This window comes from Cupriavidus basilensis, assembly GCF_029335485.1.
In the GTDB taxonomy this organism is placed as follows: domain Bacteria; phylum Pseudomonadota; class Gammaproteobacteria; order Burkholderiales; family Burkholderiaceae; genus Cupriavidus; species Cupriavidus basilensis_E.
This window is the reverse complement of record NZ_JARJLM010000315.1, coordinates 1-12,947: the sequence shown is the minus strand read 5'-3', so window position 1 is coordinate 12,947 and position 12,947 is coordinate 1. Positions and strand designations below refer to the sequence as shown.

General features: G+C 64.7%; 9 protein-coding genes. 6 read left to right on the top strand and 3 right to left on the bottom strand.

The genetic code is table 11. The features are described from left to right. Positions 1-4: 4 nt before the first annotated feature. The 3 genes from P3W85_RS18375 (at position 5) to P3W85_RS18365 (ending at position 3,300) form a co-directional block, all read left to right on the top strand. Positions 5-919, top strand: a complete 915-nt coding sequence (locus tag P3W85_RS18375) for an acyl-CoA desaturase (RefSeq protein WP_276265843.1) — start codon at positions 5-7, stop codon at positions 917-919. Positions 920-1,161: 242 nt separating this feature from the next. Next, positions 1,162-1,713 carry a hypothetical protein gene (locus P3W85_RS18370; protein ID WP_276265842.1) on the top strand — a complete coding sequence of 184 codons (552 nt, stop codon included), beginning with the start codon at positions 1,162-1,164 and terminating at the stop codon, positions 1,711-1,713. A gap of 486 nt (positions 1,714-2,199) precedes the next feature. Continuing rightward, on the top strand, positions 2,200-3,300 hold the full coding sequence (locus tag P3W85_RS18365; RefSeq protein ID WP_276265841.1) for an NAD(P)-dependent alcohol dehydrogenase: 1,101 nt from the start codon (positions 2,200-2,202) through the stop codon (positions 3,298-3,300). A 353-nt stretch (positions 3,301-3,653) separates the two neighbouring features. Here the strand turns inward: P3W85_RS18365 and P3W85_RS18360 are convergent, their stop codons facing one another. After that, positions 3,654-4,490: an AraC family transcriptional regulator gene (locus P3W85_RS18360; RefSeq protein WP_017227586.1), complete on the bottom strand. Its 837-nt coding sequence runs from the start codon at positions 4,488-4,490 to the stop codon at positions 3,654-3,656. A gap of 268 nt (positions 4,491-4,758) precedes the next feature. Between P3W85_RS18360 and P3W85_RS18355 the strand changes: the two genes are divergently transcribed. Beyond that, entirely contained in the window at positions 4,759-5,376 is a 618-nt protein-coding gene (locus P3W85_RS18355) for a YiiX family permuted papain-like enzyme (RefSeq protein ID WP_276265840.1), read from the top strand. A gap of 282 nt (positions 5,377-5,658) precedes the next feature. Here the strand turns inward: P3W85_RS18355 and P3W85_RS18350 are convergent, their stop codons facing one another. Both P3W85_RS18350 and P3W85_RS18345 read right to left on the bottom strand, forming a co-directional pair. Further along, positions 5,659-7,356 carry a DKNYY domain-containing protein gene (locus tag P3W85_RS18350; protein WP_276265839.1) on the bottom strand — a complete coding sequence of 566 codons (1,698 nt, stop codon included), beginning with the start codon at positions 7,354-7,356 and terminating at the stop codon, positions 5,659-5,661. Positions 7,357-7,888: 532 nt separating this feature from the next. Beyond that, positions 7,889-8,197: a hypothetical protein gene (locus tag P3W85_RS18345; protein WP_276265838.1), complete on the bottom strand. Its 309-nt coding sequence runs from the start codon at positions 8,195-8,197 to the stop codon at positions 7,889-7,891. On the opposite strand from P3W85_RS18345, the gene P3W85_RS18340 reads away from it, so the two are divergent. Together P3W85_RS18340 and P3W85_RS18335 are read left to right on the top strand one after the other, a co-directional pair. Continuing rightward, a complete protein-coding gene (locus P3W85_RS18340) occupies positions 8,186-11,071 on the top strand; it encodes a hypothetical protein (RefSeq protein WP_276265837.1) in 2,886 nt (961 codons plus the stop codon). The genes P3W85_RS18345 and P3W85_RS18340 overlap by 12 nt on opposite strands. A gap of 10 nt (positions 11,072-11,081) precedes the next feature. Further along, on the top strand, positions 11,082-12,797 hold the full coding sequence (locus P3W85_RS18335) for an SWIM zinc finger family protein (protein WP_276265836.1): 1,716 nt from the start codon (positions 11,082-11,084) through the stop codon (positions 12,795-12,797). The last annotated feature ends 150 nt before the right edge of the window (positions 12,798-12,947 follow it).

Genomic DNA, 12,947 nt, shown 5'->3' with positions numbered 1-12,947 from the left:
TGCAATGATTACCACGCCAGAAAGCCTGAAATCGCACCGAATCAAACTGGCCACACTCGAAAGTGTGATGCAAGGCAGGGTTCGCTACTCACCTGCCAAGTCTGCCTGGCTGATCGCCATGAGCCTGGGAGCAGTTGTTGGCGGTATCGCAACGTTCAGTTGGGTGTCATTCGGCATCTTTCTGGTTTCCACGGCTACCGTCCTATTGCTTGGGCATTCGCTAGGCAGTCATAGAAAGCTGATCCACGACAGCTATCAATGCCCAGAATGGCTGGAGTACATACTGGTTTACCTTGGGGTGCAGGTTGGACTGGCTGGTCCTCTCGGGCTACTCCGGCAGCATGACCTGCGCGACTATGCTCAACGTCTTCCCGAGTGCCATCCCTACCTCCGGCATGGACGCTCGTTCTGGGCGGATGGCTGGTGGCAGCTGCACTGCGAGTTGCTACTCGAACACCCGCCGGCGGTGAACGTCGAGGCTCGCATTGCTCAGAATCGCTTCTACCAATTCCTGGAGCGTACCTGGATGCTTCAGCAGTTGCCCCCTGCGCTGGTTCTGTATGTGCTGGGAGGGTGGGGATTCGTTTTCTGGGGCGTGTGCGCCCGTGTCACGGCTGGCGTAGTCGGCCATTGGCTGATCGGATACTTCGCCCACAATCGCGGCGCTATGCGCTACCGCGTGGTTGGGGCGGCCGTGCAAGGGCGCAACATCCGCTTTACTTCGCTGCTGACGATGGGAGAGTCGTGGCACAACAACCACCATGCGTTTCCCGGTTCTGCCCGGTTAGGTCTATATTCCGGCGAGTGGGATCCCGGTTGGTGGGTATTGGTAATGATGAAAAAGCTAGGCCTGGTTTGGCGTATTCGGCTGCCCAGCGACTTATGTGAGCGACCTGAACTTGAAGTGGTGGAGCACTGAGCGTGGTGTTTTCCAATAACCGGAAGCGCTCTTGGCGCATACCCGAAACCCAACCACCAGGAGGCGCCGCTGACGTGGCGGATGATGGGTCTATCTCGCCGCCGTTAGCGTCTGTGCGGGGGGGCTGGTGTCTCGCAGGGTTTGCGTTGAATACCGGATCTTACGCTCTCGGGAGGGGCAAGACGGCTGCGCATTGGACACCGAGCCGGACCTTGCGATACCGCAAACGTAGCCCTGTCGAAATGAAAACTATTGCTCTCACCCTCGCATTGGCTGCGATGGCAACCGTTGGCACGGCGGCACGCGCCGGTGACACCGGCAAGCTGCGCCCGGTATTTTCGTGCGTCCTTGAAGACGGAAGTCGTGCAACACTGAAAGCCGAATCGCATGGCCTGGAAGGGGATGCGTTGTTCGTGCAAGTGGGGAGTAAGACCGAACGCGCATTCCTCGACATGCCAAAAAGCGATTTTGTCGGCCGCATTGCATTGTCGAGATGCGTTGGCAAGACGCTCGTCTTTGCCCTGGAGTACGGGACGCCTTACCTGAAGGGCGTCGCCATCCGGCAGAACCCGCAGACTCATGCTGAGGAACGCCTTTATTTCGCGGAAAAGGCCTTGCCTCGCTGGCTGTACGTTGGGCGCAAGGAGATGCTTGTGATCATCCCCAATATCGGTTACGAGACAGACAAGAAGTATCTCGTCTACCGCTACGTGGCGGGCAAGGGGGCGCCGGAGGATGCCATGCCTGCAGACTGGCTGCCGGTGCCGAAACGGGACCTGATCCGCATGAATTGACCGGTGCGCGCCGGCTCCCGGAGGAGCACCGACCCAGACCCGTTGAGGGCGTCATCTCGATATCTGTGCTGGCCAGGCAGTCACATGATTTCGACATCGCAGCTGTCGACAATCAGCGATTTGCCCAGGCCAAGCGCCTCCCAGCCTGATTGCTGGTTCCACGGACCTCGCTTGATCCATGTCAACGTGGACCGTCACCGGGGTGCGTAGTCTTCTATTGCCACCCGCTCCAAAGGACACATAGTGGCCTTCATGTGCAGGCTCAACCGTATGGCGCCGCCGAGATTCCATCACCCTGGCCCAGGCGCCGCCGCGACGCGGCTCAACAGTGCGTCAACACGGCGCGCACAAGGCGTTGAGGAAGCGGGCCGGTAACGCGGATGACGGCGAATATGCCGCACTTCGCCGCGCCCGAAGACGCAAGAGCAGGTTGGTTGGGATGCCTGCATCCGAATTCGTACCTACCACGACCAGAAGGAGAGACCGATGACTGCCATGATGAAAGCCGCCGTGTTCGTCGAACCCGGACGCATTGAGCTGGCCGATAAGCCGATTCCCGATGTGGGACCCAATGACGCGCTGGTTCGCATTACCACCACCACGATATGCGGCACCGACGTACACATCCTGAAGGGCGAATATCCGGTCGCCAGGGGCCTGACCATAGGCCACGAACCCGTGGGCGTGATCGAAAAGCTGGGTAGCGCGGTGGTTGGCTACCAGGAAGGGCAGCGGGTGATCGCCGGCGCAATCTGTCCCAACTTCAACTCGTATGCCGCCCAGGATGGCTGCGCTTCGCAAGACGGCAGCTATATGATCCCCATGGGCTTGTGCGGCTGCCACGGCTATAAGGCGACCGCGGGATGGCGCTTCGGCAACATCATCGACGGCACGCAGGCCGAGTACGTGCTGGTGCCTGACGCGCAGGCCAACCTCGCGCCGATTCCCGATGGCTTGACGGACGAGCAAGTGCTGATGTGTCCCGACATCATGTCCACAGGCTTCAAGGGAGCGGAAAACGCCAATATCCGCATCGGCGACACCGTGGCCGTGTTCGCGCAGGGGCCGATTGGCCTGTGCGCCACGGCCGGCGCGCGCCTGCTGGGCGCCAGCACCATCATCGCAGTCGATGGCAACGATCACCGCCTGGGCATTGCCAGGCGGATGGGCGCGGACGTGACACTCAACTTCAGGCACTGCGATGTGATCGACGAGATCCTGAAACTCACCGGCGGGCGCGGCGTGGATTCGTCGATCGAAGCGCTGGGTACGCAAGCCACATTCGAATCGGCGCTGCGCATCCTCAAGCCAGGTGGCACGTTATCGAGCCTGGGCGTATATGCATCCGACCTGATGATTCCGCTCGGGGCCTTTGCCGCGGGTCTTGGCGACCACAAGATCAACACGGCGCTGTGTCCCGGCGGCAAGGAACGCATGCGGCGCCTGTTGAACGTAGTCGAATCGGGCCGCGTCGACCTGGGCGCGCTGGTCACGCATCATTACAAGCTCGATGACATCGTGAGCGCATACGACCTCTTTGCCAACCAGCGCGACGGGGTGCTCAAGGTGGCGATCAAACCGCGTTGAGCATGGTGTCCGGCGGCTGTGCCCGCGCGCTTGCATGGCGGAACCTGCGCCGCGCTGTCACAGCCATGGCGTCACATATTTCCTGATGCTCACGGTATTCAAAGCCATATACTTTTCGAGGCCCCCGGTTTCTGGCAAGCGAGAGTGAGCGGCCGCCCTTGACAATAGCTTCCCAACGCCATGCAGGCTTCTGCTTTGCGTTCGGACCCCGGAACGCATCAGCCGCTTCTCTCGTCTTCGGGGCCCTTGCGCAACCAGTGTGCTCACTGCGACCGTCGCGACTGCCGGCCGATGAGCGCGCAGCGGCCTGTTCGCCGGTGCGAACGAAGGCCGTGCGCCGCAGAGAGCCCGAGTCAATCCTTGATCGGCAGGAAGATGCGCGTCTGCAACTGCGCCGGCAACGTGGTCCTGGGGTCGTTGAGGTACTGCTCGAACATCGGGATGTTGGCCGGCTCCATGCCGCTGGCGGGCAGCCACTCGGAGAACATCCAGTTGTAGGCCTTGCCCATCTCGTTGTAGGGCCCGGTGTAGGTCAGCACGGCGCAACGTCCTGCCGGGATCTCGAAGCGCTCCAGGCTATCGCCCAGGGGCGTGTCCGCTGGCACGGGCACGCCGGCCAGCGAGCGCAGCGCGTCGACCGGCACCTGCTCGGGGTCGTCGAAGTACACGCCATAGCCGCTGGCGTCGCGGCCCACCAGGCCGCGGCTGCCGGCCAGCATGTAGAGGCGGTCGAAAACCGGGCCGATGTCCTGATAGCTGCCTCGGTGGGGCAGCGCGGCCAGAATGACGCCGGGAAAGGGTTCGAGGGTGAGGGGATACATAGTGGGCTCCTGAGGGTCGAAGGGGCTGGAGCGGGCCGCGCGATACCGCCCGGGCGAAATGCCGAAGGCTGCGCCGAATGCTCGGTTGAACGCGGCGTCCGACGCGTAGCCGGCGTGCAGCGCTACCTCACGCAAGGAACCCCTGCCCGCCGCCAGCGCAACCGCTGCGCGGTGCATGCGCATGCGCTGCACCGTGGCGCTCACCGTCTCCCCCATCATCGCGCGGTAGACGCGGTGGAAGTGGTAGGGGGACAGGCAAGCCAGATCGGCCAGGTGATGCAGCTCCGGGTCCGCGTCCGGGTGGCTCGCCAGCCAGAGCAGCACCGGCTCCAGCCGCCGGGCGTAGTGGGCACGGGTTTGAGGTTTCATGCGTTCTCCAGTAGGTGCACTGTATCGGTAGTGGATTTGCAGATTTTGCGGTTTTCGGGGCCGCCTGTCCTGGCTCCGCGGGCGGGCATTCCTCGCCTGGCGGAGCGCTCGGCAGCCTCTCTGGCCCGCCTATGGCGACGACCGGGGGGGCGTGTAATATGTCGGAGGCATCGAGTCCTTCATGCCCACACACAACGACAATGACGATCGCACTTTCAACTCGTACGACAGGATCAACACGTCCAGGCCCGGCCGTGCAGCCGCAATCATGACGCAAAAGACCTGGATGCGCCGCGCCGCCGCGGGTGTGCTGGCCACGCTGTCGATGGCCGCCGCCGCGGCGCCCGATGTGCGGACCGGCGACCTGGTCTTCCAGCGATCGCGGTCGGCGCAAAGCCTGGCCGTGCAGCAAGCCACGCATTCCCCATACAGCCATATGGGCATGATCGTGCAGCGTCAGGGGCGCCCTTATGTGCTGGAGGCTGCGGCCAGGGTATCGTACACGCCGCTGGACCAATGGGCCGCGCAGGGCGAGCGGGGACATTACGTGGTCAAGCGGCTGCGCAACGAATCGCTGCTGACGGACAAGGCGCGGCAGCGCCTTGCAACGGTGGGCGAGGGCTTTCTGGGCCGGCCCTATGACCCGGTGTTCGCGTGGTCGGATGACAGGATCTACTGCTCCGAACTGGTCTGGAAGACCTATCGGCGCGCGCTCGGCCTGGAAATCGGCGCGCCGCAGCCCCTGAAGGATTTCGACCTGAGCACGCCCGCCGTGCGCGCCAGGATGCGGGAACGCTACGGCAAGCATATTCCCTGGGAAGAGCCGATCATCTCGCCCGCTGCCATGTTCGAATCGGCGCTGTTGAAGACCGTGGGCGGATCCTAGCAGCGTCGGAGGCGTCGCCCGGGGGAGTCATTGTCTTTCCAAAAGCAGCCGGCGTGGGCAGCAGGATGGGCAAGTCGGTTGCAGGATTGGCACCGGTGCAAGTCGTCCTCCGCGGCAAGGCCAGGTCGTCGGATGCAAGACAGTGCCGATGGCTCAAACGCCGTCAGACAGTCGAACCAGCCGTCGACGCCGTCCTCGCCACATGACAAAGTGACCTTTTGAAAGGCTGCTTCCTATATCAACCAGCGATTTGCACCAGGACCCGCGGCCCATCCATGGCATCTAATTGTCCTCCGGAACGCCGTACCGATAATGCCGATAGGCATCGCGTGCGTAGCCGAAGTCGATCACTTCGAAGCTGTCGGCATCCGCGCCGCTGACCCGTTTCTTCCCACAGTACACGTCGCCGCCGTGGCGTGCATATGCCGACCTTGGATAGACCTTGAATCGCTGCGGGTCAACACCCTTGAGCACCTGCGCGCCGGCGTAGACCCGGCGGGCGTCTTTCCAGAATTGCGAGGTGCCGATGTCCTCGCAGGGGCTGACCGTGGCACCGTCCGCCCCGACGACGCGATTGCCGTCGTACCAGACATAGCGGCCGTCATAGGACAGTTTTGGATCGAACGGCGCGCGCGCATAGTGGTCACGGTCGGCGCCTTCCAGGATGATGGAATTCCAGTGCATATGAGACAGATAGCAGAGCTGGGTAGCATCTGCGTAGGTGGAGCCGCCTTGGTGACGCTCGCCTCCCAGGTAACGCAACGTGCTGCAGTCGAGTCGGGCATCGAGCCGGGTTGACCACAACAGTGCATGATGTTTCCCGCATAGCACTTCGCCCACACGGCGGAATGTGTCCGGCGCCTCTCCTTCCAGAATCGAGATACCGTTGTCGCCGTCGATCCAGTAGACGCGCTGGAGGTCCCCGAAAACATAGTCCTCAACGTGAGCAAAGGTGGCGCCATCGACCTGTGTCGGTTGCAGCCACATCATGTCGTACACGGCTTCGCTGGTGACGATGCCACCGCGTGCCTGGATTGCAGCACGGTTCTGCTCGCAGTGCGCTTTGCTCTTGTGCCTGTCAGGGTAATCGAGTCGAGCCTCGCACCAGAGCGTGTTGCCGCACAACAGCAATGGCCGGCCGTCAGCCCCGCCCGGACGGAAGCCGCGCACGGCCGTGTCCGGGTCACGTGTCTGCACCCGTACCATCGGGCCGATGCCCTTGTACCAAAGGGTATGGCGATCACCGTAGAACGCCTCATTGTCGCTTCCCGCAGTCAGCCGGCGAAAGCTCGACGGTTCTGCCCCGGATAGCACCTGGCCGTTGTGGGAGTAGACCTGCTTGCCATCGGTGTAGAACAACAGGTCATAACGGTAGGGACGTTCTGGCGTGGCCTGGGCAGCGCCCACGTTGACGACGGCTTTCAGCGCGCGCAGCAAGGTGGGCGCGACGGCGGCACCCAGGTCCGTTTCCGGATCGAACTCCGACAGGCTGCCTACCCAGGCGTCGAACCACCCCGGCGTGCAGGCGGACATGGTTTCCCGCGTTGCGCTATGCCGCTTTTCCAGTGCGATGGAAACCTGGGTGCGGTGATCGCCGCTGTCGAACACGTGGATGAAGGCCGTTGTCCCGGCGGTGTAGCAGACCGCCACGCCGCGTAGCATCGCGCAGAGGCCGAGCACCTCCGTACGTGTTTCCTGCGAGTCACCGTAGCGGAAGCATGCCGCCACCTGCAACTCAGCCAGAGCCTCGTCGTGCCGGCACAACAGAAAACCATCGCCATCGACCAGACTGCTGGCGAGTTGGCTGACCAGCGCGTCCTTCACTGTCGCATGCCCGCACGGTAGCGACGGCGGCAGATCGTCGAATGCAATGGGCCAATCGGAAAAATCGCCGGCCGATAGCGGCACGGACTTGAGCCAGCGTTGGAAGCCCCCTTTGGAAAGGGGAATGCTGGCGCAGAGAAACAGGGGTTCGGACATTGTAACGAGATAAAGTCAGAATCAGGCGCGAGGCCCGGCGTGGTGTCGTTGCATGATCGACGGTGCAGAAGAAAGTGATCATTCATTCTGAAGGTCATGCGAAAAGCGATCGCAGACCGACGAAATGCCGCAACTTTCAGACTCCCAGAGGGAGGGTTTCCGATTTATGAAACAACGCGACGGAAGCCTGCACCCATCGGGAATGCAAGTGGGGTCAATGCACATCTCAATGATTGACAAAGACGAAGCTTAGACCGATCCCATTCCCTTCGCCACCCAAACACCGCCAATCAATAAGATGAATCGATTTGCTGGCATGTACAGGCCGCGCTACTCTCAGTTCATGGGGAAATTTCTTCAACAATCGATCAGATTTTTCTGATATTTGATACAGAAAAGTCTGAATATAGACCGCTGCCCGCCTGGGCGCCGGCCGTACCTTTCCCTTCTATGCATTGATGTATGCGGTATTCGGGTTCGGATGGGTGAATCGCGGCATTCGATCTCGGCTTCATGACGAATAAGAGAACTGCTACACTGCCGCGCAACGTGGAGAATGGGGGGGTAGTGGATGCGGCGATTCGCCCGAGCCATGCTCGAACAGGGGCGCGAACGGACGTGCACCGTCGTTGTCGAGCTGATTGAGCTGGACCTGCAGGATGACAATGATCAGTCGCGCTTTGTAGTCGCATGCCGCCGGCAGCGTTGGAGCGGGGACAGGGTGATCTCCGAAACTGAGAGTACGCTCACAGCCGTACCCTGTACGCTGGCCGTGGCCCATCGCCGCGCCGTCGGTTACCTGCTGCGCAGGCTGGCTGTCGGCGATGTCTTGCGCGAACATGCTGGTTTTCCTGAACTGCAAGCCGTGACGGCCGCAACGGCGGCGGCCCCGGCCGCATTTGCCGATCCGCTTTCCGCATCTGTACCGGCGCCGGATGTGGCGGCGCTGGTGCAGCGCTTCTCCCTCTCCGCCTGGCGGTTGCTGCCGCCTGCACGGCAAGCGCGCAGTGTCTGGCGCGTGGCCGAGCGCAGCGATGCCGCCACGACCGACCTGGCGAGCCAGCAGGCGCTGCGTGCCCTGGCGCCGCGTTTGGTGAGCCTGCTCGGCAGCAGCGACGACTTGCTCGACTACTGCCTGGCGGTGGCCCTGGGCCGCCTGGACGACACGGGAGCGCGTGCCGCGATGGGTGAACTGGCCGAGCGCGGACGTTCGCCCGCCACGCGGCGCATGGCGCGCCAGGCCTGGCTGCTGCTGGCCGGCGACGACGCCGGGCGCAAGGCCGCGCTGCAGCCCTTGGCCGCGCGGTGGCAGGCCAGGGGCGCCAAACCGGAAACGGCCGCGGCCAGCGTTGGCGAATATCCGCAATGGCTGCTCGACGGTTACGACCTGGCGCTCATCGACTCCACTGCCAGGCAGGCTGTGCACGAGCATCTGCGCACGGCACCGCTCGAAGCAGGGTGCTTCGCGGCAGTGCGTGCGATCTACAAGACTGCCGAACTGCGGCGCGACGCCGGCACGCTGGCGCTGCTGCATGCGCGTTTCGAATCCACGCCTGCGCAAGGCCGTGCGGCCGGCGCCTATGCCGGCCCTACGCGTGCCTACCTGCGTGCCCGTGGCCTGCGCACCCTGCGCCGCTTGCAGCGGATCGGCCACAGCGCCGCGCCGGAGCTGGCGGTTGCACTGCTGCTCCAGCTGGATGACGAGCTGCATGCCCGGCGCCGCAAAGAGAACCGCTGGCAGTACGTCGATGGCCGCTATGCCACGCTGTGCCGCCATTACGACGGCGCAGCCGGCTGGCTGCTCGTCTCGCAGCTGTTGTTGCCGCACTGGCCGGCGCTCCAGGCAAGCCGGCGCAGCGGCCGCTGGTGGACCTTGGACCCGCTGGATCTTGCGCGGCCGCCAGCGCAGCGCGTGGAGGGCGGGCGCGAGATGTGGGACGCGAATCCGCAGGCCCTGGTGGCACTGGCGCTGCACAGCCACTCCTCGCTTGTGCAGTGGGTGGCAGCGCGAGCGCTGCAGGACCACGTGCCCTATCTGGCCGACGCGCCGGCCACCTCGCTCGGCATGCTGTTGGCCAGCCGCTACCCGCATACCGCGGCCGTTGCGCTGGCGGCCGTGCGGCACAAGCTCGCCGGCCTGCACGCGCTGGATAAGCGCCTGCCTCTGCTGATCGCACTCACGCGCAGCAGCGACGCCGACGCTGTCGCGCTGCTTGCCGGCGAGCTGGCACGCGCGCCCGCCGGACTGGCCGGCCGCGCCGATTTCGTGGCTGCGTTGCTGCTGTCGCCGCAGGCCACGATACGCGTTCAAGGCCAGGCGCTGGCGTTGCTGGCCCCGCCCGCGGTACTGCTCGGCGAGTTGTTGGAAGCCTTGCTGCCGCTGGATGACGACGCGCCCGCGCTACCCGAAATCGCACAGCAGTTGCAGGACTTGCTGGCCGGCGCACTGGCGGCGCACGCCGCCTCCGTGCCGCCGTCCGCGCTGCACTCCTTGCTTTTGCACCCCGCGCTGGCGGTGACCGAGGTCGCCACCGTCTGGCTTGTGCATCATCGCGCCGGCCTTGCGAGCCTGCCGCCGGCCACCCTGCACGCATTGCTGGCTTCCGACGAGGCCAGGCGCTGCGCCTGCGGCGTGCGCCTGCTGGCGGCGCTGCCCGATACCGTGCTGCAAAGCCAATCCGCGTTGCTGGCCGAATTCGCACTGCATGCGGATGCCGGCGTGCGTGCCGCCGTCGCCGTGGCCATTGAACGGCTGGCGCTCGCCCCGGACGCGAGCCGTGGCCTGGCCGAGCACCTGCATGCGGCCCTGTTTCGCAGCGAAGCCGCGCATGGCCTGCACGATGATCTGCTGCGCTGGCTTACGGGCCCGCTGGCTGCAGCGGCTCCGGCGCGGGACGCCCGGGGCTGCTGGCGTTCCTTGCAGGCGCGCACGGCGGGCGCTCAGCGCTATGGCGCCTGGACGCTGGCGCAGCTGGCCGATGCCGAATTCAGCCTGCGCCAATGGGCCACGCTGCTTCGCCACGCGGATGTGGCGGTGCGCCAGCGCGCCATGCGCAGCCTCGACGCGCAACTGGGTGAGCCGCTACGCGTCACGCCCGAGCAGGCCGCGCAGCTGCTGCCAGTGGCCAACAGCACCTTCGAGGACACGCAACGGTATGCCCGCCAGTTGCTGGGCGAGCGGCTGCCCGAAGCATCGCTGACGCCCGAACTGCTCATCGCATGGGTCGATCACCCGCAGGCCTGGGTGCAGGCGCTTGGACGCGCAAGGCTAACGCGGCGCATGCGGGCGCCCGAGGCCAGTCTATGCCTGCTCCGACTGGCGCAACACCCGGGCAATTCGGTTCAGCTCTTCGTGACGCAATGGCTGCTTGAATTGCCTGCCGAGGCGGACGAGCCGCGCGCCGAACGCCTGCGGCAACTGCAGCCGTACTTCCTGACGGTGCTGAGCCAGGTGCATCGCGCCCGGGCGGCCAAATCGCGCATTGTCGACTTCCTGCGCCAGCAGGTAAAAGCGCCGGCCTGCGCAGCGGTGGTAGCAGACATTTTCGCGCGCCAGGTGGTCGGTGCGAGCCTGACCGACCAGCCGCAGTATGTGGCCGGCCTGCGCGATATCGCGGCGCGCCATCCAGGCATCGTGCTGCCGTTTCTCGAATGGGTCGCGCCCGAGGCACGCGGCGCGCACCGCCGTGCCGTTCCCGCAGTAGCGCGCAGCTAACGCCAATACCATGAAATTCCGCTATCAGTACTACGGCGGCACGACCGTCGAGGATTCGCACGCGGCGCAGGCCTTTCAGTTCGCGCCGGACACGCTGCGCCCGCCAACCTGGTTCGATGGGGTGCTCCGCCGCGACGGGCTGACACACCTGTATTTCCGCGAGGCGCTGTCGGCGCTGCACGATGTCGTGGTCAGCGACATGCGCACGCGTGGACGGGACAGGACGGCCTATCGCCAATGGTGCGAAGCCAACGAGCAGACGCTGTTGGCCCGCTTCATGGCGGGAGCCGGCGAGCTGAAGCAACGCGCTGAAGCATTGGGCGCCGAGCTGACCAGCCTGCGCGCGCAGAAGTCCGCTGTGCTCAAGCCTTTCTACGCGGCGCAGCAGAAGTATTTCGATTGGCTGTACAACGCCAATCGCGACGCCTGGTATGTGCTCGACCCGGTGATCACCGTGCATCCCGACCGGCTGCTTTTCGAGGCTTTCAGCCAGGACGAATCCAGCTATTGCGCCGTCAGCGTCTCGCACGATGTCTTCGCCCGTATCGGCGGGATGGCCTGCGGAACGACCAATATCGACTACTCGGCCAGCCTCTACGACGAGTTCCAGAAGATTCGCGACTACAAGGAAACGCGCTTTGGCGTCGACCCCGCGGGCTTCAGCGTGTCGGTAGGCGACGATCCGGCCTTGCGCGAGGAAAAGATCGAGTTGCCGGACAGCTGGCTGCGCGGTTTCATGCAGGTCTCGAGCGCGATGGCACTGCCGGCCACGGTGCTGGACCTCCATCCCATGGACCTGCACAGCATCTGCGCCGTGCTGCGCCAGCACCGCGAACGCGGCGGGCCGCGCTCCATCCGCTTCGAGCTGTCGCCAAACGCGACGCCTCGGCTGGTATTCGAGCCCTGGGACATCGTCCTGCCCACGCGCCGCAGCCAGTTGCTGGGCGCGACGCTGACGCAGCCCCGCACCATCCGCCTTTGGGGCCGCCGCCGCCTGCTCACGCTGGAACGGCTCATCGGGCTCGCCACGCGGGTGCGCGTGCATCTGCTGGAGAGCGGCATGCCCAGCTTCTGGGTGGTGGAGCTGGGGGAGGTCACCGTGACGCTGGGACTGACAGGCTGGTCAGCCAGCGATTGGTCGGCTTCGGCGCGCTTCAACCTCCTCGCGCCGCGACATGCGGTGAGCGATGCGGCCAAGCTGCAGGTTGCGCAGGATCTGCAGCGCCACTGGCAAGCCACGCCAGGGGAGATTGCAGCGAGAACGGGCCTGCCCGAAGCCGATGTGCGGGCCGCGCTTGCGTCGTGGCTGCAAGCCGGCCGCGCCGTGTACGACCTGCCGGCGGCACGCTTTGCCTGGCGCGAACTCAGCCGCGATCCGCTCATGCTGGAACAGCTGCTGCTGGATAGCACGGAGGAAGACGCTGCGCTGAAGCTGGTGCACGCAGGCAGCGTGAAACTGACGGGCATCGAACGGGACGAAAGCAGGCTGCGTATCCGCGGCGAAGTCAGGCAAGGCCGGCAAAGCGCATCGCCGCAGCTCAGCCTCGATGCCGACGAACAGATCACCGATGCGCACTGCACCTGCAACCACTACCGGCAGAACCGGCTGCGCCGCGGTCCCTGCAGCCATATGCTGGCCCTGCGGCTGCTTGCCCAGCCACGGCTGGACGCACTGCGCCTGGCGGCGGCAGCCACGGCTGCCGACAAGGAAGGAATGGAATCATGATCGATCCGAGGAGAAACCCGATGCCGCGGACTGCCGCACACGCCCGTTACCACGCGGCTCATGCTATAGTGCGGCCAGATGCAGCGCGCAGGCTCTTGCAATCCGGGCGGTGTTTCGCCGCCCCTGTGAACTGCCGTTCCATGCGCCACG